The organism is Streptomyces sp. MGP-BFMKR1 (genome assembly GCF_057766585.1).
In genome coordinates, this window is record NZ_CM173408.1 from 5,448,066 (window position 1) to 5,467,542 (window position 19,477).

Genomic DNA, 19,477 nt, shown 5'->3' on the forward strand with positions numbered 1-19,477 from the left:
TCAGTCCACCGTCACGTAGTCGGGACCGGAGTAGCGCCCGGTACTCAGCTTCTGGCGCTGCATCAGCAGGTCGTTCAGCAGGCTGGAGGCGCCGAAGCGGAACCAGTCGGCCGACAGCCAGCGCTCGCCCAGTGTCTCGTTCACCATCACCAGGTACTTGACGGCGTCCTTGGTCGTCCGGATGCCGCCGGCCGGCTTGACGCCGACCTGCACGCCGGTGGTCGCGTGGAAGTCGCGCACCGCCTCCAGCATCAGCAGCGTCACCGGCGGCGTGGCGTTGACCGCCACCTTGCCCGTCGAGGTCTTGATGAAGTCGGCGCCCGCGAGCATCGCGAGCCAGGAGGCGCGGCGCACGTTGTCGTACGTCTGGAGCTCGCCGGTCTCGAAGATGACCTTGAGGTGGGCGGCGTCGCCGGAGCCGTCGGGCCGGGCGCACGCCTCCTTGACCGCCCTGATCTCCTCGAAGACCTCCATGTACCGGCCGGAGAGGAAGGCGCCGCGGTCGATCACCATGTCGATCTCGTCCGCGCCGGCCGCCACCGCGTCCCGGGTGTCGGCCAGCTTGACCGGCAGCGCGACGCGGCCCGCCGGGAACGCGGTGGCCACCGAGGCGACCTTGACCCCGGAGCCGGCCACGGCCTGGCGCGCGGTGGCCACCATGTCCGGGTAGACGCAGATGGCGGCGACCGGGGGCGCCCCGTCGCCGGGGCGCACGCCCTTGGTGCCGAGGGCCCGCACCTTGCCGGGGGTGTCGGCGCCTTCGAGTGTCGTCAGGTCGACCATGGAGATCGCCAGGTCGATGGCGTACGCCTTCGCCGACGTCTTGATCGAGCGGGTGCCGAGCGTCGCGGCGCGGGCGTCGAGGCCGACCGCGTCGACCCCCGGCAGGCCGTGCAGGAAGCGGCGCAGCGCGCCGTCGCTCGCGGTCACGTCCGCCAGCGACGCCAGGCGCCGCGCGGCTTCGTCGCCGTATGCGGGAACTGTGGTGGGCATGGTCACCAGGCGAGCATATCTACGCGCGTAGCGGCCTGTCACCCCCGTGAATCGACGCACTTTTTCGATGCGGTAACGCAACGTCCGCATTCCGGAGCGTCGGGCACAATCGGGCGCATGACGAGTCCGGACCCCTCCTCCTCCCCCGCGCGGCCGGAGCCCTCCGCCCCCGCGCAGCCGGAGCCGCCCGAGCCGACCGGCGCGGACCGGCCCGCCGGCACGGCCGACCGGTCCGGCCGGGCGGACCCCGCAGGCCCCGTGGACCCCGCGGCGGCCACCGCCCCGGCCGGCCCGGCCGACCAAGCTGATCAGGCCGAACGGCCCGAGAAGCCGGAGCGGGCCGGGAAGCCGGACCAGCGCGCGGAGCCCGAGCAGGCCGAACAATCCGCGAAGCCCGGGCAGCCCGAGCAGGCCGGGCAGCCCGACCCGCCCGCGCGGACCAGGCTGACCAAGACGCCCCGCGCCACCGCCGGGTCCGGGGCGGCCGGCGCGGGCCGAGGCGCCACCCGATCGGGCCAGCGCGCCCGGCCGGCGGGGCGCTCGGCATCTCCGCCGCGGGACGCGGACACGGACACGGAGGTGTACGAGGACCGGGTCTACCGCTCCACCGGCGCCATGGCCACCGGTGTGCTGCTGCTCGTGCTCGGCGCCTGGCTCGGCGGCGACGCGCTGGTCCGTGGCGAGGGACGCACGCCGTGGCTCTCTCTGTCCGGGCTGCTCCTCGTGGTGCCGCTGGTGGTGGCGTTCACCCTGCGCCCGGCGGTGTTCGCGGGCGCGGACCGGCTCCTGGTGCGCAACCCGTTCCGTACGATCACGCTGCCCTGGCAGTCGGTCGAGGGGGCCCGCGCCGGGTACAGCAGCGAGGTGCTGGCCGGCGGCAGGAAGTACCAGCTCTGGGCCATCCCGGTCTCGCTGCGGCAGCGCAAGCGCGCCTCGCGGCAGCAGGCGCGCGCCGCCGCCGAGGACGTGAGCGGGCGCGCACCGGTGGGCGTCCGGCGCGGCGACACGCTGGCCGACTCCGGCCGCGCCCCCTCCGACCAGGCCATCGACGACATCCGCGAGCTGGCCGAGCGGCACGCTACCCGGCCCGGCGCCCAGGGCCAGCCGACCGCGCGCTGGGCGTGGGAGGTGCTGGCACCGGCGGCGGTGGGCGCCGTGCTGCTGATCGTCCTGGCCAGCACGGGCTGAGCGCGGCCGTCCGCGCACGCGTGGGGGCCGGCCCGAGTCACACGACCCGGGCCGGCCCCCACGGCGTACCGCCGGCCCGGCGTCAGATGCCGGCCGCCGCCGCTAGGTCGCGCTTGACGGCTTCCAGCACCTCCCGCGCGCGGGCGCGGGCCGTGGGGAGCGCGTCGGGCGCGGCCACCGGAAGGACGACCTCCAGGTAGCACTTGAGCTTGGGTTCGGTGCCGCTCGGCCGCACGATGACCCGGGCCGTCTCGACGCCGGAGCCCGCGCCGCCGGCCAGGTGGTAGCGCAGCCCGTCGGTGGGCGGCAGCGCCTCGGAGCCCTGGGACAGGTCCTGGGCCGAGGTCACCGGCAGCCCGGCGAGGGCGGTGGGCGGCTGCGCGCGCAGCCGTTCCATGGCCGCCGCGATCACGGACAGGTCCTCGACCCGCACCGAGAGCTGGTCGGTCGCGTGCAGGCCGTGCGCGAGCGCCAGCTCGTCCAGCAGCTCGACCAGCGTCCGGCCCTCCGCCCTGAGCCCCGCCGCCAACTCGGCCACGAGCAGCGCGGCGGTGATGCCGTCCTTGTCGCGCACGCCGGCCGGGTCCACGCAGTAGCCGAGCGCCTCCTCGTACGCGTAGCGCACGCCGTCGACGCGGGCCAGCCACTTGAAGCCGGTGAGCGTCTCGGCGTACGGCACGCCGGCGGTGGCCGCGATCCGGGAGAGCAGCGAAGAGGAGACGATGGTGGTGGCGAAGGTGGTGTCGGTCGCGCTCTGGCCGCCCTGGCCGGCCCGGCCCGTGCGCACCAGGTGCGCCGCGAGCAGCGCGCCGACCTCGTCGCCGCGCAGCATCCGCCAGCCGGCGGGCTCCTCGGGCGCGGGGACGGCCACGGCGCAGCGGTCGGCGTCGGGGTCGTTGGCGATGACGAGGTCGGGGGCGGCGTCGGCTTCGGCCGCGCGGGCCGTGGCGAACGCGAGGTCCATCGCGCCCGGCTCCTCCGGGTTGGGGAACGCGACGGTCGGGAAGTCCGGGTCGGGTTCGGCCTGCTCGGCGACGACGGTGGGCGCCGGGAAGCCGGCGCGCGCGAAGGCGGCGGTCAGGGTCTGGCGTCCGACGCCGTGCAGCGGCGTGTAGACGACGCGCACCGCGCGCGGCGAGCCCTCGGTCAGCACGCTGGCGGCGCGCTCCAGGTACGCCTCGACGACGTCCTCGCCGGCGATCTCCCAGCCGGCGTCGGGCCGGGGCACCGCGTGGACGCTGGCGACCGCGGCGATCTCGGCGGCGATCTCCGCGTCGGCCGGCGGGACGATCTGCGAGCCGCCACGGGAGGCGGTGCCGGCGACGCCGTCGCCGAGGTAGACCTTGTAGCCGTTGTCGCGGGGCGGGTTGTGGCTCGCGGTGACCTCCACGCCGGCGACCGCGCCCAGGTGCCGGATGGCGAAGGCGAGTACGGGCGTGGGCAGCGGGCGCGGCAACAGCACGGCGCGCAGCCCGGCGCCGACCATGACGGCGGCGGTGTCGCGGGCGAAGTCGGCGCTGCGGTGCCGGGCGTCGTAGCCGATGACGACCAGCCCCGGCCCGGGCTGGCCACCGGCCGGCTGGGCGTCCTGAGCGGGCCGCGGGTGCTGCCGGTTGAGGTAGCTGGCCAGGCCGGCGGCGGCCCGGATGACCACCGCGCGGTTCATCCGCATCGGGCCGGCGCCCAGCTCGGCGCGGAGGCCCGCGGTGCCGAACTGGAGCGTGCCCGCGAAGCGCGCGGCCAGCTCGTCGCCCGCCCCGGCCTCGATGAGGTCCGTCAGCTCCTGCCGGGTCTCCGGGTCGGGGTCGTCCGACAGCCAGTCCCGGGCTCGGGCGATCAGTTCGTGCTGCACGGTGGTTCCGCCTCTCGCGTGGGGGTCGCGTCCTTCGAAATGCCGGCTCGGGCGCCGGTTCGCGGCGCCACAGGGCGCGTGCGGGCGAGCCTACGAGCAACAGCCGGCCTCGGCCGGTACGGGTCGCCGCTACGGTCCGGGCCAGCCAGGCCCGCCGGCCCGCCCCGGGCGGCCGTCCCGACCAGGGCTGCCCCGAGCGGGGCCACCCCGGGGCGGGTCGACCCGCGTGGAGCCGGGCCGAGTGGATCGCGGGAGGGTCGGCCGGGCCGACGCGGCCGGGCCGGGCCCTGGACGTCCGCTCAGAGCTTGCCGAGCACCTGGCTCAGCAGGCTGCCCATCCGGGCGGCCGAGTCGCGGCCCGCCTGGAGGACCTCCTCGTGGTTGAGGGGCTCGCCGGTCATGCCCGCGGCGAGGTTGGTCACCAGCGAGATGCCGAGCACCTCGGCGCCGGCCTCGCGGGCCGCGATGGCCTCCAGCGTGGTGGACATGCCCACCAGGTCGGCGCCCATCGTGCGGATCATCGCGATCTCGGCGGGCGTCTCGTAGTGCGGCCCGGGGAACTGGGCGTACACGCCCTCCTCAAGGGAGGGGTCGACCTGCTGGCACAGGGCGCGCAGCCGCGGCGAGTACAGGTCGGTGAGGTCGACGAAGTTGGGGCCGACGATCGGGGAGGTCGCCGTGAGGTTGATGTGGTCGCTGATCAGCACCGGCTGGCCGACGCGCATCCCGACCCGCAGCCCGCCGCAGCCGTTGGTGAGCACGACGGTCTTGCAGCCCGCGGCGACGGCGGTGCGCACACCGTGCGCCACGGCGGCCACGTCCCGGTTCTCGTAGTAGTGCGTACGGCCGAGGAAGACCAGCGCGCGCTTGTCGCCGATGCGGTACGAGCGGACCGTGCCAGCGTGGCCGGCGACGGCGGGGGCGGGGAAGCCGGGCAGCTCGGTGACCGGGAACTCGTGGTCCGCGGTGCCGAGCGCGTCGGTGGCGGGCACCCAGCCGGAGCCCATGACGAGCGCGACGTCGTGGGTCTCGGCGCCGGTGAGCTCGCGCAGGCGTGCGGCGGCGCCGTCGGCGGCGGCGAAGGGGGTCTGGCCGCCGGCGTGGAGCGGGCCGCCCTGGATGTCCGAAGAAGCTGATGCGTTCACGCGCACGAGGGTAACCGGTAATCCCCTACGCGCGTAGATGCGTTTGCGACGATGTGCGGGCCAGTGGCCTGGTTCGGTCCTTACTGGCCCGTACGAAACCGTCGTGACCTGCGTGAACGCCGTTCGGCTCAGCAGGGGCGCTTGCGCAGCTCCATCACGTAGTCGTGCGGTGCGCCCGCCGACTCCGCGGCGTCCGCGATCTCCCCCAGATGGCGGGCCGACGGCAGCCCGCCCTCGTACCCGTTGAGCACGTACAGCCAGGCGCTCTCCTCGCCGTCCAGCGTGTGCACCCGCATGCGCGCCCGGCGGTAGATGTCGAGCCCCACGCCCTCCCAGCCGTCCAGCGACTCCTCGTCCATCGGGGCGATGTCGTAGAGGGCGACGAAGACCTGCGAGCCGGGCACTTCGACCAGCGTCGGCAGCGCCCCCTCCCAGCCCATCTGTTCGCCGCCGAAGGTGAGTCGCCAGCCGGAGAGCCAGCCGGTGCCGCGCAGCGGCGAGTGCGGGGCGCGGCGGGACATCAGCCGCGCGTCGAGGTTGCCGGCGTACGCGGCGTAGAGCGACATGACCTTGAGGGTACGGGAGAGCCGCAAGGCGACGTCTGTGACGGCGTCCGCGCAGCCCGGAAGCGCGCGGCCGGCCCGGAGGGCCCCGACAGGCGGGTGTTTTGTTGGGTGCGGGACAATGGGGCACGTAACTCATCCCCCTGGGGGCGACCCCCGGACCGGCCGGCGGTGACACCGGCCGCCTTCGCGGCGCGGTCGGGCATCCCGGGCCGACCGAGACGAATACGCGAGGCGAACTTCAGTGACCCGGATCGTGATCATTGGCGGCGGACCTGGCGGCTACGAGGCGGCGCTGGTCGCGGCGCAGCTCGGAGCGGACGTGACCGTCGTGGACTGCGACGGCCTCGGCGGCGCTTCGGTGCTGACCGACTGCGTGCCGTCGAAGACGCTGATCGCGACGGCAGAGGTGATGACGACCTTCGACTCCTCCTACGAGGAGCTGGGCATCATCGTCGCCGACGACACGCCGCCGATGGAGCAGGCCGCCCGGGTGGTCGGCGTCGATCTCGGCAAGGTCAACCGCCGGGTCAAGCGACTGGCGCTGGCCCAGTCGCACGACATCACCGCCTCCGTCACCCGTGCGGGTGCCCGGGTCATGCGCGGTCGCGGGCGTATCGAGCCCGCGCAGGCGCCCGACGGCTCGCGCACGGTGACCGTGCAGGCGGCCGACGGTACGGAGGAGACCCTCGCCGCGGACGCGGTCCTGATCGCCACCGGCGCCCACCCTCGGGAGATCCCGGACGCGCTGCCGGACGGCGAGCGCATCCTGAACTGGACCCAGGTCTACGACCTCGACGAACTGCCCGCCGAGCTGATCGTGGTCGGCTCCGGCGTCACCGGTGCCGAGTTCGCCGGCGCGTACCAGGCCCTCGGCTCCAAGGTCACCCTCGTCTCCTCGCGCGACCGGGTGCTGCCGGGCGAGGACCCGGACGCGGCGGCCGTCCTGGAAGACGTCTTCCGCCGCCGCGGGATGAACGTGATGGCCCGCTCGCGCGCGCAGTCCGCCAAGCGGGTGGGCGACCGGGTCGAGGTGACGCTCGCCGACGGGCGCGTCATCTCCGGCACGCACTGCCTGATGGCGGTCGGCTCCATCCCCAACACCGCGCGGATGGGCCTTGAGGAGGCCGGGGTCAGGCTGAAGGAGTCCGGTCACATCTGGACCGACAAGGTCTCCCGTACGAGCGCGCCGGGCGTGTACGCGGCCGGCGACTGCACCGGCATCTTCGCCCTGGCCTCGGTGGCGGCCATGCAGGGGCGCATCGCGATGTACCACTTCCTCGGCGAGCCGGTGGCCCCGCTGAACCTGAAGGCGGTGTCCGCCAACGTGTTCACCGACCCGGAGATCGCCACCGTCGGCTACACGCAGGCCGATGTGGACAGCGGGAAGATCGACGCCCGGGTGGTCAAGCTGCCACTGCTGCGCAACGCGCGGGCCAAGATGCAGGGCATCCGGGACGGCTTCGTCAAGCTGTTCTGCCGGCCGGGCACCGGCATCGTGGTGGGCGGTGTGGTGGTCTCCCCGCGCGCGAGCGAGCTGATCCACCCGATCTCGGTCGCGGTGGACAACAACCTGACGGTCGCGCAGATCGCGAACACCTTCACGGTCTACCCCTCGCTGTCGGGTTCGATCGCCGAGGTGGCCCGCCAGCTCCAGACCCGCAAGACGCAAAACGAGCTCTAACGCACTCCTATACCACCTGTGCTGCCCAGCAGTGAACAACTTCTGCTAATTGGCGGAACCGGCTGAAAGCAGACGGTCGTTGGCGTTACTGTCAGTTTCGTGTTCGCTGCAGAACGTCGCCAATTGATCCTTGAAATGGTGCGCGCGAACGGAGCCGTCTCGCTCCGTGAGCTCGCCCGTGTCGTCCAGACCTCCGAAGTGACCGTACGGCGGGACGTGCGGGCGCTGGAGGCGGAAGGACTGCTCGACCGCCGGCACGGCGGTGCGGTATTGCCGGGTGGTTTCACCAGGGAGTCCGGCTTTCCGCAAAAGTCCCATCTAGCAACCGCGGAGAAGACGGCCATCGCCGACCTCGCCGCCGGCCTCGTCGAAGAGGGCGAGGCCGTGGTGGTCGGCGCGGGGACGACGACGCAGGAGCTGGCCCGCCGGCTCGCCCGCGTCCCCGGTCTGACCGTGGTCACCAACTCCCTGCTCGTCGCCCAGGCCCTGGCCCACGCCAACCGGGTCGAGGTCGTCATGACCGGTGGCACCCTCCGTGGCTCCAACTACGCCCTGGTGGGCAGCGGCGCCGAGCAGTCCCTGCAGGGGCTGCGGGTCTCCCGCGCCTTCCTCTCCGGCAGCGGGCTCACCGCCGAGCGCGGCCTGTCCACGTCCAACATGCTCTCGGCGAGCGTGGACCGGGCGCTGGTGCAGGCGGCGGCCGAGGTGGTCGTCCTCGCGGACCACTCGAAGCTGGGCACCGACACCATGTTCCAGACCGTCCCCACGGACGTGATCACGCGGCTGGTGACGAACGAGCCGCTGACCCGGGACGAGCGCTCGGCCGCCGAACTCCAGGCCCTCGCCGACCAGGGGGTGCAGATCGCCATCGCCGGCGTGGGGCAGCCGGCCCCCGCCCCCGGGCAGGGCCAGGGCACCGGCCCCGGCGCCGGCCCGGGTCGCACCGACGGCGGCCCCACCGTGGGGCGGCCGGCGCGGCGCGACATGCCGCTGCCGGGCCCGCGCCGTACGCATCCCCCCACGGCACCCGGTGGCCCGGGGCTGCGGGGTCCGGTGTCCCTGTCCGACCAACAACTCGGCGGCCGGGTGGCGGACCTGGCACCCCGCCGACGCTGAGCACACCCCGGGCCGGGCGCGGAGCCCCGCCCGGGTCCGCACGCACGCGCCCTCGGGCCGACGCACCCCGCGCGCCGGCCCGAGGGTGCGTGCGCGCCCGCGACCCCCGGTGGCCCGTCGGCGGGTGGGCAGCCGCCCGGACGGGGCGCGGCGGGCGCGGACGCGTTACGCGGCGCCGCCGGCCTCGGGGGCGTCACCCCGTGGCGCCGGGCCCGGTTCGGACGGCCGGGCGCGCAGCCCCTGGAGGGTGAGGGTCAGTAGCCGGTCGGCCAGCTCCGGGTCGTCGGGGGACTGTTCGACGGCGAGCGCGATGGCGTTGGTCAACTGCATCAGGTCCGCGATGTCCACCCCCGCCCGTACGGCGCCGGCCTGCTGGGCCCGGTCCAGGAGTTCGCTGCCGGCCGCGAGCATCGGCATGCTGCACCGCGACATGGCCGAGCCGTCGTCGCTGTGCGCGGCCATCAGCGCCCGGGACAGGCCACGGTAGGTGCTGGCGTGCGTGACGATGGCCCGCAGCCACTCCAGGAGGGCGACGCACGGCTGGGGCGCGGCCAGGAGTTCGCGGGAGCGCGCCAGCAGCGCCTCCACCTCGTCCTCGAAGATCGCGCTCATCAGCGCCGTGCGGTGGGGGAAGTGGCGGTAGAGGGTGCCGATGCCGACGCCGGCCCGCCGCGCGATCTCCTCCAGCGAGGCGTCGGTGCCGCGCTCGGTGAACGCCGTACGCGCCTCGGTCAGCAGCCGCTCGTAGTTGCGCCGCGCGTCGGCGCGCATCGGCCGCCCCTCGGTGACCCCCGCCGTTCCGCTCGCCATCATGGCCCTCCCGTGGACCGCACCGCGCGCCCTGGTGGCGGCGGCCGATGCCGTCCGTCCGTGCGTCCCGTCATGCCCTGTCGCGCCGTGGCCCCGTGGTGCTCCCGGCGCCGGCTCCCCGTCGGCGGCGTCGCGCCGGTGTGCGCCGTCCACGCCTCCCACGGAGCGGCGCGCCGCCCGGCATGACCCTGCCTCCAGCATCGCACTGGTCGGGCGCGCGCCCTGACGGTCGCCGGACGGCCGCGGGCCCGCCGTGCCACTGGTTCGGGTGATGTCGCAGTGTTGCACGCGGGCAGGGGGTGTGGCGGGAAAACAGCGCGGGCCCCGGCCAGGGTGATCCCGGCCGGGGCCCGCGCCCGCGTGCGGTGGGGGACGGTGCCCCGCGCTGCTCGATATGGCTTGATACGGCTGGGGACAGCGCGCATCAGCCCGTGCTCAGTCCTTGATCTCGCAGATGACGGCGCCGGCCGAAACGGAGCCGCCGACCTCCGCGGTGAGGTCCTTGACGGTGCCGGCGCGGTGGGCGTTGAGCGGCTGCTCCATCTTCATCGCCTCCAGGACGACGACCAGTTCGCCCTCCTCGACGACCTGGCCCTCCTCGACGGCGACCTTGACGATGGTGCCCTGCATCGGGGAGGCCAGCGCGTCACCCGAGGCGGCGGAGCCGGACTTCTTGGTCGCCTTGCGCTTGGGCTTCTTGGCCTGGCCGCCGTTGGCGGTGGTGGGGGCGAAGCCGAGTGAGGCGGGGAGGGAGACCTCAAGGCGCTTGCCGCCGACCTCGACCACCACGGTCTCGCGGCCCGCGCTCTCGCCCTCGCCGTCCTCACCAACGCTCTCGCCGGGGACGAAGGGCTTGATGTCGTTGACGAACTCCGTCTCGATCCACCGCGTATGCACCGTAAACGCATCCGTCGAACCCGAGCGCTCGGGGGCGAACGCGGGGTCGGCGACCACCGCGCGGTGGAAGGGCAGCGCGGTGGCCATGCCCTCGACCTCGAACTCCTCCAACGCCCGCGCGGCCCGCTCCAACGCCTGCCGCCGCGACGCACCCGTGACGATCAACTTCGCCAACAACGAGTCCCACGCCGGCCCGATCACCGACCCCGACTCCACCCCCGCGTCCAACCGCACCCCAGGACCCGAGGGCCCCGCGAACCGCGTCACCGTCCCCGGCGCCGGCAAGAACCCACGCCCCGGGTCCTCACCATTGATACGAAACTCGAAGGAATGCCCCCGCACCGGCGGATCGTCATACCCCAACTCCTCACCATCAGCGATCCGGAACATCTCCCGGACCAGGTCGAGACCGGTGACCTCCTCGGTCACCGGATGCTCCACCTGAAGACGCGTGTTGACCTCAAGGAAGGAGATCGTGCCGTCCTGACCCACCAGGAACTCACACGTGCCAGCGCCCACATACCCGGCCTCACGCAAGATCGCCTTCGACGCCCGATACAACTCCGCGTTCTGCTCCGCGGACAAGAACGGTGCCGGGGCCTCCTCGACGAGCTTTTGGTGCCGGCGCTGGAGGGAGCAGTCACGGGTGGAGACCACGACCACGTTGCCGTGCTGATCGGCCAGGCACTGGGTCTCCACATGCCGCGGACGATCCAGGTAGCGCTCCACGAAGCACTCACCGCGCCCGAAGGCGGCCACGGCCTCACGCACGGCCGAGTCGTAGAGTTCGGCGACCTCCTCCAGCGAGCGGGCCACCTTCAACCCACGCCCACCGCCGCCGAAAGCCGCCTTGATCGCGATCGGCAGGCCGTGTTCGCGAGCGAAGGCCACCACCTCCTCCGCGCCGGAGACCGGGTCGGGAGTACCGGCGACCAGGGGCGCGCCGGCGCGTTGGGCGATGTGGCGGGCCGCGACCTTGTCCCCCAGGTCCCGGATGGCCTGCGGCGGCGGACCAATCCACGTCAGGCCCGCGTCCAGCACCGCCTGGGCGAAGTCCGCGTTCTCCGACAGGAAGCCATAGCCGGGGTGGACCGCGTCCGCGCCGGACTCGGCCGCCGCGGCCAACACCTTGCCCATGTCCAGGTAACTGGTGGCCGGAGTGTCACCACCCAACGCGTACGCCTCATCAGCAACCCGCACATGCAACGCGTCCCGATCCGGGTCCGCGTACACCGCCACACTCCCGATCCCGGCATCCCGACAAGCACGGGCAACACGGACAGCGATTTCGCCACGGTTGGCGATGAGCACCTTGCGCACGATGGCTCCCTCCTTGAAACAAGCAGAGTTTAGGTACAGGCAACACTGTGCGCCGAGAAGCCTCCGGGAGTGAGCTTGACCACAGAGTGCACGCACCAGGTCCCCGCAGAGGGACCACATCCCCCGATGCACCACGGTACGCCCCACTTTCGCGCCTACCGGAGCGCTTCCGCGTGTGGGCAAGGTCTCGCCTGGATGCCCCGGTGAGGGGCCGGGATTCTTTGTGGGGAATCTACTAACGAGGGGCGGAAACTTTGCCTTCTCGTCGTCCGTGCCTGATGGCGCGGGGGCTTACGGCGCGCGGCGGCTACGCGGCCGGTGCAGACCCCTTGTCCGGGCGCCTTACTCGTTAGTAGCGTTCCCGGGACGGTGTACCGGGGGTAACTGTCCGGGCGGCACGGAGGAGGTGACGTGAGTGGCGCGCAGAACGGTGGCCGCTGTGGCGGCTGTGGTGCTGATGGTCGAGGCGGTCGTCATCGCACTGCTCAACTGGATCCTGGGGCTGGTCGTGGACCACCAGGACATGTCCCTCGCCGACCTGGACCCCGGCGCGATGACCATCGCCACCTGGATCGCGGGCGGGCTCATCGGGCTCTACCTGATCGGCTGTGGCGTCGCGTTGCTGCGGATGGCCGTGCGGGACCTGCCGCCCGGCCGCTTCGCCCGCGTCCTGCTCATCACCTGCGCGGTCACCCACGGTCTGCTGGGCGCCTTCGCGGTCGGCCTGGTCGGCTGGCCCGCCTTCGCGTTCATGATGGTCGTACTCGGCCTGATCGTGCTCAGCCTCTTCAGCTACGACGAGGAGCGCGACGGCGCGCGTCCGGGTGCCGAGGAGGCGCCTCCGGTCGGCCCCGCGCCGTACACGAGCGCGTAGCCGCGCGGCGCCAGCCCGCCGCTCGCTCCCGTACGCCAGCGCACGTCCGCGCCCGCGCGCCGGGGCGCGGGCTTCGGCGCGCGGGCGGCCGGCCTCAGCGGGTCGGCGGCTGCCACAAGTCGGTGATGCCGGTGCCCAGTTCGGCCAGCAGGCGGCGCAGCAGCGGCAGCGACAGGCCGATCACGTTGCCCGGGTCGCCGTCGACCCCGTCGATGAACGGCGCCGAGCGGCCGTCGAGCGTGAACGCGCCCGCCACGTACAGGGGTTCGCCGCTGGCCACGTACGCCGCGATCTCCGCGTCCTCCGGGTGCCCGAAGCGGACGGTGGTGGAGGCCGTGGCGCTGGCGTGCGCGCCGGTCGCGGTGTCGATGACGCAGTGGCCGGTCTGGAGCACGCCGGAGCGGCCCCGCATCGCCTTCCAGCGCGCGGTGGCCTCCTCGGCGTCGGCCGGCTTGCCGAGCGCCTGCCCGTCCAGTTCGAGGACCGAGTCGCAGCCGACGACGAGCGCGTCGGCCGCCGCCGGGCGCTCGGCCACCGCGCGCGCCTTGGCCTCGGCGAGCACCAGCGCCAGGCGCGCGGGCGAGTCGGCGCTGAGCGCGTCCTCGTCCACGCCGCTGACGATCACCTCGGGGGCCAGCCCCGCCTGGCGGAGCAGGCCGAGGCGGGCGGGCGACTGCGAGGCGAGGATGAGGCGTCGGGGGCCGGTGCGGTCGGCGTGGTGGGCGTTCATGCGCCCATCGTAAGAGGGGCGACGCGAGGGCCACGGCGGGGCACGGAGTGGGTGGGGGAGGGTCGTACGGAGGGTGGGGGCGGGGGGGAGTGCGGGGGAGTGGGGGGGTGGGGGCGGGCGGGTCGGTTCAGGCGCTGAGCGTGATGATGAGCATCAGGACGACCGTGGCGACCGCGAGGACGGTGCCCGCCCGGCGCACCATGGACTCCGTCACCCGGAGTTCATCGGGTGGTTCATCGGGCGGGTCGGACCACAACATGCGGAACATCGTGCGCCGCAAAAGCGGCCGGCGCCTGAGTACGGGTACTCAGGCGCCGGACCGTGCCGTGCTGGTTTTCTGGCGGTTTACGGGTGGGTCAGGCCGGCCAGAAGGTGGTGCGCCACGCCTTCGGCCCCGGGTGGGGCAGCCGGCGGCCGGGGACGGTGCGGGCCGGGTCGGACCACTCCTGCGGGGCCTCGCCGTCGGACGCGGCGGCGCCGCGCGCTGCCGCGCGGGCCCGGACCACCGCCAGGGCGGCGGCGAGCTCCTCGGGGGTCGGGTTACCCCGTACAACCTTGATCACCATGTCAACGGCCCTCCTACAGCGGGATGTTGCCGTGCTTCTTCGGCGGCAGGGACTCGCGCTTGTTCCGCAGTGTGCGCAGGCCGCGGACGATGTGGCGACGGGTCTCCGACGGCATGATCACAGCGTCCACATACCCCCGTTCGGCCGCGACATACGGATTCAGCAGGGCGTCCTCGTAATCGGCGATCAGTTCCCTGCGCAACTCCTCGGCGCGCTCGGGGGTCTCGGCCGCGGCGATGGTGCGCCGGTGCAGGATGTTGACCGCGCCCTGCGCGCCCATGACCGCGATCTGCGCCGTGGGCCAGGCCAGGTTGAGGTCCGCGCCCAGGTGCTTGGAGCCCATCACGTCGTACGCCCCGCCGAACGCCTTGCGGGTGATGACCGTGATCAGCGGAACGGTGGCCTCCGCGTACGCGTAGATCAGCTTGGCGCCGCGCCGGATGATGCCGCTGTACTCCTGGTCCACGCCGGGCAGGAAGCCCGGCACGTCCACGAAGGTGAGCACCGGCACGTTGAAGGCGTCGCAGGTGCGCACGAAGCGGGCGGCCTTCTCGGACGCGTCGATGTCCAGGCACCCCGCGAACTGGAGCGGCTGGTTGGCCACGATGCCCACCGGGTGGCCCTCGACGCGGCCGAAGCCGGTGATGATGTTGGGCGCGAACAGCGCCTGCGTCTCCAGGAACTCCGCGTCGTCGAGGACGTGCTCGATGGCCTGGTGCATGTCGTACGGCTGGTTCGCCGAGTCCGGGATCAGCGTGTCGAGCTCCAGGTCCTCCGGCGTGACCTCGAGGTCGGCCTCCTCCGGGAAGACGGGCGGCTCGGAGAGGTTGTTGGAGGGCAGGTAGGACAGGAGCGCCTTGACGTACTCGATGGCGTCCTTCTCGTCGCCCGCCATGTGGTGCGCCACGCCCGAGGTGGTGTTGTGCGTACGGGCGCCGCCCAGCTCCTCGAAGCCCACGTCCTCGCCGGTGACCGTCTTGATCACGTCGGGGCCCGTGATGAACATGTGCGAGGTCTGGTCGACCATCACGGTGAAGTCCGTGATCGCGGGCGAGTACACCGCGCCGCCGGCGCACGGGCCGACGATCAGGCTGATCTGCGGGATGACGCCCGAGCCGTGCACGTTGCGGCGGAAGATCTCGGCGAACAGTCCGAGCGCCGCCACGCCCTCCTGGATGCGAGCGCCGCCGCCGTCGTTGATGCCGATGACCGGGCAGCCGTTCTTGAGCGCGAAGTCCATCACCTTGACGATCTTCTCGCCGTAGACCTCGCCCAGCGAGCCGCCGAAGATGGTGAAGTCCTGCGAGTACACGCACACCGGACGCCCGTCCACGGTGCCGTACCCGGTGACCACGCCGTCGCCGTACGGGCGGTTCTTCTCGATGCCGAAGTTCGTCGAGCGGTGCCGCGCGAACTCGTCCAGCTCGGCGAACGACCCCTCGTCCAGCAGCAGGTCGATCCGCTCGCGCGCGGTGAGCTTGCCCTTGGCGTGCTGCTTCTCCACCGCCCGGGCGGAGCCCGCGTGGGTGGCCTCCTGCACGCGGCGCTGGAAGTCCGCGAGCTTCCCCGCGGTGGTGTGGATGTCGTGTTCCGGCTCGGACATCGGGATGCGGCTCCTGCTCGTCCTCGGGGGTGTGGGCCACCCGCGCTCCCTGCTCGTGCCGCGCGGGTCGGCTTGGCTACCGAGTCGTAGGGTATCGGCGTGACCGCGCTCCGGCGGTGCGTCGTTGGCCACACCAGCGGAGCGCGGCGGCGACCGCGGATCGCACCGTTTCGACCGGGTGTGACGTCCACGGATCAGGTGCCTTCCGCTTCTAGGCTGGCCGCATGACCTCATCTGATGCCCCACAGACCCCCCGCTTCTCCGGCGGTGAGCGCTGGTCCGACCTCGACCGGCCGCCCCTCAACGAGTCCGCGCTGCGCCGGTCGCTGCTGCGCCCCGGCGGCCTGTGGACCGCGCTCGACGTGCTGCCCCGGACCGGCTCCACCAACACCGACCTCGTCGCCCGCGCCGCGGCCGGTGCCGGCGAGGGGCAGATCCTGATCGCCGAGGAGCAGACGGCCGGCCGCGGCCGGCTCGACCGAGGCTGGAGCGCGCCGCCGCGCTCCGGCCTCTTCTTCTCCGTGCTGCTCCAGCCCGGCCCGTCGGTGCCGGCCGAGCGGTGGGGCTGGCTGCCGCTGCTGGCCGGTGTCGCCACGGCCAGCGCCCTGTCCCGCACCGCCGGCGTGGACACGGCCCTCAAGTGGCCCAACGACCTGCTGGTCACGGTGCACGGGGAGGAGCGCAAGCTCGGCGGAATCCTCGCCGAGCGCACCACGGCGCGCACCGCCGGCGCGAACAGCGCCGGGGCCGAGCCGGGCGTCGACTCGCGGACCGACGCGCACGGGGCGCACGTGGCCGGCGCGGACGCGGCCGACGGCGCCGGCGTCGTGGTCGGCGTCGGGCTCAACGTCTCGCTGCGCGCCGCCGAGCTGCCCGTGCCCGGCGCGGGCTCGCTCACCCTGGCCGGCGCCAAGGAGGTGGACCGCGACCCGCTGTTGCGGGCCGTGCTGCGTTCGTTCGAGGAGTGGTACGGGACGTGGCGGGAGGCCGACGGCGACCCGACGGCCTGTCGGCTCCAGGAGGCGTACGCGGCCGGCTGCGCCACGCTCGGCCGGTCCGTGCGGGCCGTGCTGCCGGGCGAGCGGGAGTGCGTCGGCCAAGCCGTGGCCATCGACGGGTACGGCCGGCTGGTCATCGAGACCGAGGGCGGGGGCCGGGAGGCGGTGTCCGCCGGGGACATCGTCCACCTGCGTCCGGCTTCGACGGGAGAGTGAGCTACGGCACACCTGTCGTATCGTTGTGCTGGTCCGTCCGGCTGGCCCGCTGGTGGGACGGGAGCGGGGGTGGTGCCCGCTGGCCACGGTCGCGGAGGCGGCTGGGCTGGGGCGCTGCCGCCGCCCGGTGTTCCGGGGGCGCCGGGCGACGCGTGCCGCCGGTGGCGCCGGGCACGATCGGTGGCAACGGTGACAGGCAGGCGTGCGGTATCCGCGTGGCGTTCGAGTTCGCGCGCGGTGGTGCGCGGGGCGCTCCGCGCGAGGGCGGGCGGGGCGTCACGGGCGAGCGGAAGAACGGAAGGGCAGTGCGCAGGGACCGGACAGGGATTGGGGCCTCCTCGCCCAGGGCGACCACGCCACGGACAGGGGTACGCCGGTGAGCGTCGACGACTCGGGTGCCGGTGAACCGGCTCCCCCACACCCTCCGCGCACCGCTCCGGACGCGGCGCGGGCCACCTCGGGCGCCGGGCGCCCCGATGACCCGGCGGCCGACGCCGCCACGGACGAGGAAGGGGCGGGGGAGGACGGGGCGCCGCCGTCCCCGACCGACCCCGGCGCCGGGCACGACCGGAACGCGGCGGCCGAGCGGGCCGCCGCCGTCGAGGACGACCCGATCGCCCTCAGGCTGGAGCAGCTCATCCTGGGCGCCGAGCGGCGGTACACGCCCTTCCAGGCGGCCCGCAGCGCCGGCGTCTCGATGGAGCTGGCCTCCCGCTTCTGGCGGGCCATGGGGTTCGCGGACATCGGCCAGGCGAAGGCGCTCACCGAGGCGGACGTGCTGGCGCTGCGCCGGCTCGCGGGCCTGGTCGAGGCCGGGCTGCTGAGCGAGCCGATGGCGGTGCAGGTCGCCCGCTCGACCGGGCAGACCACGGCGCGGCTCGCCGACTGGCAGATCGACTCCTTCCTGGAGGGGCTCACCGAGCCGCAGGAACCGGGGATGACCCGGACCGAGATCGCGTACCCGCTGGTCGAACTCCTCCTGCCGGAGTTGGAGGAGTTCATCGTCTACGTGTGGCGACGTCAGTTGGCGGCGGCCACCGGGCGGGTGGTGCAGGCGCAGGACGACGCGGAGATGGTCAACCGCCGGCTGGCCGTCGGCTTCGCCGACCTGGTCGGGTTCACGCGGCTGACCCGGCGCCTTGAGGAGGAGGAGCTGGGCGAGCTGGTCGAGGCGTTCGAGACCACGGCGGCCGACCTGGTGGCGGCGCACGGCGGGCGGCTCATCAAGACGCTGGGCGACGAGGTGCTGTACGCGGCCGACGACGCGGGCGTCGCGGCGGAGATCGGGCTGCGGCTCATCGAGACCATGTCGCACGACGAGACGATGCCGGCGCTGCGGGTGGGGCTCGCCTTCGGGTCGGTGACGACGCGGATGGGCGACGTGTTCGGTACGACGGTCAACCTCGCGAGCCGCCTGACATCGATAGCACCGAAGGACGCCGTGCTCGTGGACGGCGCGCTCGCGGACGAGCTGTCGCGCACCGGCGACGCGCCGCGCTCCGAGGCGGAGGCCGCGGCGGCCGAGAAGGAGGGCGAGTCCGTGAAGTACCGGTTCGCGCTCCAGCCCATGTGGCAGCGCGCCGTCCGTGGACTCGGCGTCGTCGAACCCTGGCTCCTCACCCGCCGCCCCTGACCCGCCCCGCCCCCGCACCGCCACGTCCCCGACCTCGCCCCCGCGCCCGGCGCCGCTGCCACCCAGGCACCGGCGCCGCGCCGTTCCCCGGGGGCGTCCGCGCGGGGCTGTGCCGTACGCCGATGCCGTACGCGGGACCCTGCCGTGCGCCGACGTCGCGGAGCGGCCCGTACGCGACCCGCACGGCGCCCGCGTTCCGCTGCGCGCTCTCCCCGATCACTCCTCACGCTCTCCCCGCGCTCTTCCGGTGGTCGGTCGGTGGGGGCGGGAGGTAGCGGGGGTGCGGGTGGGGCTGCGATGATCCGGTGGCAGGTTCACGATCGTTAACTGGGAGGGTGGCGTGATGGCGGAGCAGCGGTTCGGTGAGTGGGTGGCCGTGCGACGGGACGGCTTCGTGGCCGAGCTGGTGCTCGACCGGCCGCAGGCCATGAACGCGGTCTCGACGGAGATGGCCCGCTCCATCGCGGCGGCGTGCGCCGCGCTCGGCGCGGACCGGGACGTCCGGGCCGTGGTGCTGACCTCGACGCACGAGCGGGCGTTCTGCGTGGGCGCCGACCTCAAGGAGCGCAACTCGTTCAGCGACGCCGACCTGGGCCGGCAGCGGCCGGTGGCGCGCGGCGCGTACACCGGCGTCCTGGAGCTGCCGGTCCCGGCCATCGCCGCGGTGCACGGTTACGCGCTGGGCGGCGGGTTCGAGCTGGCCCTGTCGTGCGACCTGATCGTGGCCGACCGGACGGCCGTGGTGGCGCTGCCCGAGGTGTCGGTAGGGGTGATTCCCGGCGGCGGGGGTACCCAGTTGTTGCCGCGCCGGGTGGGTGCGGCGCGCGCCGCCGAGCTGGTGTTCTCGGCGCGCCGGGTCGCCGCCGACGAGGCGCGCGAGCTCGGCCTCGTCGACCAGCTCGTCGACGCGGGCGAGGCCCGGACGGCGGCGCTTGAACTGGCCGGCCGGATCGCCGCCCACTCGCCGGTGGGGCTGCGGGCGGCCAAGCGCGCGCTGCGCCTGGGCCAGGGCCTCGACCTGCGGGCCGGGCTTGAGGTCGAGGACGCGGCGTGGCGGTCGGTGGCCTTCTCCGGCGACCGGGCCGAGGGCGTCGCGGCGTTCAACGAGAAGCGGACGCCGCGGTGGCCGGGTGAGTGAGCGGGCGGGCGCGGGCGGCACGACGGGGGTCCGGTTGGTATGGATGCGGGAGGTTACGGGCGAGCAGCGTTGACCGTCCTTGCGCGGTGACCGAGACTCCGGGGGCGGGAGGGTGCCGCACACGTGGGCCCCTGCCGCGCAGCTCAACCTG

Annotated in this window: 17 protein-coding genes; 7 read left to right on the forward strand and 10 right to left on the reverse strand. The window is 73.9% G+C overall.

What is annotated here, in order from left to right; genetic code table 11:
- Complete coding sequence (gene deoC, locus AC3CHW_RS21520; protein WP_488467548.1) at window positions 1-993, reverse strand: deoxyribose-phosphate aldolase; 993 nt, start codon at window positions 991-993, stop codon at window positions 1-3.
- 615 nt (window positions 994-1,608) lie between these two features.
- Between deoC and AC3CHW_RS21525 the strand changes: the two genes are divergently transcribed.
- A complete protein-coding gene (locus tag AC3CHW_RS21525; RefSeq protein ID WP_187088156.1) occupies window positions 1,609-2,181 on the forward strand; it encodes a PH domain-containing protein in 573 nt (190 codons plus the stop codon).
- An 82-nt stretch (window positions 2,182-2,263) separates the two neighbouring features.
- Here AC3CHW_RS21525 and AC3CHW_RS21530 read toward each other — a convergent pair whose 3' ends face one another.
- From AC3CHW_RS21530 to AC3CHW_RS21540, 3 genes are all read right to left on the reverse strand, one after another.
- A complete protein-coding gene (locus AC3CHW_RS21530) occupies window positions 2,264-4,033 on the reverse strand; it encodes a phospho-sugar mutase (protein ID WP_488467549.1) in 1,770 nt (589 codons plus the stop codon).
- Window positions 4,034-4,332: 299 nt separating this feature from the next.
- Window positions 4,333-5,178, reverse strand: coding sequence for a purine-nucleoside phosphorylase (locus AC3CHW_RS21535; RefSeq protein WP_372454717.1), 846 nt, complete (start codon window positions 5,176-5,178; stop codon window positions 4,333-4,335).
- A 128-nt stretch (window positions 5,179-5,306) separates the two neighbouring features.
- Window positions 5,307-5,744, reverse strand: coding sequence for a gamma-glutamylcyclotransferase family protein (locus AC3CHW_RS21540; protein WP_176162053.1), 438 nt, complete (start codon window positions 5,742-5,744; stop codon window positions 5,307-5,309).
- A 241-nt stretch (window positions 5,745-5,985) separates the two neighbouring features.
- Here AC3CHW_RS21540 and AC3CHW_RS21545 point away from each other — a divergent pair, with 241 nt between their 5' ends.
- Both AC3CHW_RS21545 and AC3CHW_RS21550 read left to right on the forward strand, forming a co-directional pair.
- Entirely contained in the window at window positions 5,986-7,425 is a 1,440-nt protein-coding gene (locus tag AC3CHW_RS21545; protein WP_176162052.1) for an NAD(P)H-quinone dehydrogenase, read from the forward strand.
- 135 nt (window positions 7,426-7,560) lie between these two features.
- Window positions 7,561-8,541: a DeoR/GlpR family DNA-binding transcription regulator gene (locus AC3CHW_RS21550; RefSeq protein WP_398610361.1), complete on the forward strand. Its 981-nt coding sequence runs from the start codon at window positions 7,561-7,563 to the stop codon at window positions 8,539-8,541.
- A gap of 165 nt (window positions 8,542-8,706) precedes the next feature.
- Here the strand turns inward: AC3CHW_RS21550 and AC3CHW_RS21555 are convergent, their stop codons facing one another.
- Window positions 8,707-9,312: a TetR/AcrR family transcriptional regulator gene (locus AC3CHW_RS21555; RefSeq protein WP_488467550.1), complete on the reverse strand. Its 606-nt coding sequence runs from the start codon at window positions 9,310-9,312 to the stop codon at window positions 8,707-8,709.
- A 474-nt stretch (window positions 9,313-9,786) separates the two neighbouring features.
- Window positions 9,787-11,568 (reverse strand): acetyl/propionyl/methylcrotonyl-CoA carboxylase subunit alpha, encoded by a 1,782-nt coding sequence (locus AC3CHW_RS21560; protein ID WP_488467551.1) that lies wholly within the window; start codon window positions 11,566-11,568, stop codon window positions 9,787-9,789.
- Between the two features lie 415 nt (window positions 11,569-11,983).
- On the opposite strand from AC3CHW_RS21560, the gene AC3CHW_RS21565 reads away from it, so the two are divergent.
- Window positions 11,984-12,442 carry a hypothetical protein gene (locus tag AC3CHW_RS21565; protein ID WP_488467552.1) on the forward strand — a complete coding sequence of 153 codons (459 nt, stop codon included), beginning with the start codon at window positions 11,984-11,986 and terminating at the stop codon, window positions 12,440-12,442.
- A 94-nt stretch (window positions 12,443-12,536) separates the two neighbouring features.
- Here the strand turns inward: AC3CHW_RS21565 and AC3CHW_RS21570 are convergent, their stop codons facing one another.
- From AC3CHW_RS21570 to AC3CHW_RS21585, 4 genes are all read right to left on the reverse strand, one after another.
- A complete protein-coding gene (locus AC3CHW_RS21570) occupies window positions 12,537-13,172 on the reverse strand; it encodes a Maf family protein (protein WP_488467553.1) in 636 nt (211 codons plus the stop codon).
- 127 nt (window positions 13,173-13,299) lie between these two features.
- Complete coding sequence (mmpB, locus tag AC3CHW_RS21575; protein ID WP_261801409.1) at window positions 13,300-13,431, reverse strand: morphogenic membrane protein MmpB; 132 nt, start codon at window positions 13,429-13,431, stop codon at window positions 13,300-13,302.
- Window positions 13,432-13,528: 97 nt separating this feature from the next.
- Window positions 13,529-13,735, reverse strand: coding sequence for an acyl-CoA carboxylase epsilon subunit (locus AC3CHW_RS21580; protein WP_176166119.1), 207 nt, complete (start codon window positions 13,733-13,735; stop codon window positions 13,529-13,531).
- Between the two features lie 16 nt (window positions 13,736-13,751).
- Window positions 13,752-15,341, reverse strand: coding sequence for an acyl-CoA carboxylase subunit beta (locus tag AC3CHW_RS21585; protein ID WP_187089377.1), 1,590 nt, complete (start codon window positions 15,339-15,341; stop codon window positions 13,752-13,754).
- Between the two features lie 224 nt (window positions 15,342-15,565).
- Between AC3CHW_RS21585 and AC3CHW_RS21590 the strand changes: the two genes are divergently transcribed.
- The 3 genes from AC3CHW_RS21590 (at window position 15,566) to AC3CHW_RS21600 (ending at window position 19,326) form a co-directional block, all read left to right on the forward strand.
- Window positions 15,566-16,555 (forward strand): biotin--[acetyl-CoA-carboxylase] ligase, encoded by a 990-nt coding sequence (locus AC3CHW_RS21590; protein WP_398610248.1) that lies wholly within the window; start codon window positions 15,566-15,568, stop codon window positions 16,553-16,555.
- A 376-nt stretch (window positions 16,556-16,931) separates the two neighbouring features.
- Complete coding sequence (locus AC3CHW_RS21595; protein ID WP_488467554.1) at window positions 16,932-18,188, forward strand: adenylate/guanylate cyclase domain-containing protein; 1,257 nt, start codon at window positions 16,932-16,934, stop codon at window positions 18,186-18,188.
- A gap of 343 nt (window positions 18,189-18,531) precedes the next feature.
- Entirely contained in the window at window positions 18,532-19,326 is a 795-nt protein-coding gene (locus tag AC3CHW_RS21600) for an enoyl-CoA hydratase/isomerase family protein (protein WP_488467555.1), read from the forward strand.
- The last annotated feature ends 151 nt before the right edge of the window (window positions 19,327-19,477 follow it).

Excerpts from the sequence above, each read along its gene's own strand:
- AC3CHW_RS21570 (WP_488467553.1), bottom strand. The coding sequence starts at position 13,172 with ATGAACGCCCACCACGCCGACCGCACCGGCCCCCGACGCCTCATCCTC.
- AC3CHW_RS21555 (WP_488467550.1), bottom strand. The coding sequence starts at position 9,312 with ATGCGCGCCGACGCGCGGCGCAACTACGAGCGGCTGCTGACCGAGGCG.
- AC3CHW_RS21525 (WP_187088156.1), top strand. The coding sequence starts at position 1,609 with ATGGCCACCGGTGTGCTGCTGCTCGTGCTCGGCGCCTGGCTCGGCGGC.
- deoC (WP_488467548.1), bottom strand. The coding sequence starts at position 993 with ATGCCCACCACAGTTCCCGCATACGGCGACGAAGCCGCGCGGCGCCTG.
- AC3CHW_RS21600 (WP_488467555.1), top strand. The coding sequence starts at position 18,532 with ATGGCGGAGCAGCGGTTCGGTGAGTGGGTGGCCGTGCGACGGGACGGC.
- AC3CHW_RS21585 (WP_187089377.1), bottom strand. The coding sequence starts at position 15,341 with ATGTCCGAGCCGGAACACGACATCCACACCACCGCGGGGAAGCTCGCG.
- AC3CHW_RS21540 (WP_176162053.1), bottom strand. The coding sequence starts at position 5,744 with ATGTCGCTCTACGCCGCGTACGCCGGCAACCTCGACGCGCGGCTGATG.
- mmpB (WP_261801409.1), bottom strand. The coding sequence starts at position 13,431 with ATGTTGTGGTCCGACCCGCCCGATGAACCACCCGATGAACTCCGGGTG.
- AC3CHW_RS21590 (WP_398610248.1), top strand. The coding sequence starts at position 15,566 with ATGACCTCATCTGATGCCCCACAGACCCCCCGCTTCTCCGGCGGTGAG.
- AC3CHW_RS21550 (WP_398610361.1), top strand. The coding sequence starts at position 7,561 with ATGGTGCGCGCGAACGGAGCCGTCTCGCTCCGTGAGCTCGCCCGTGTC.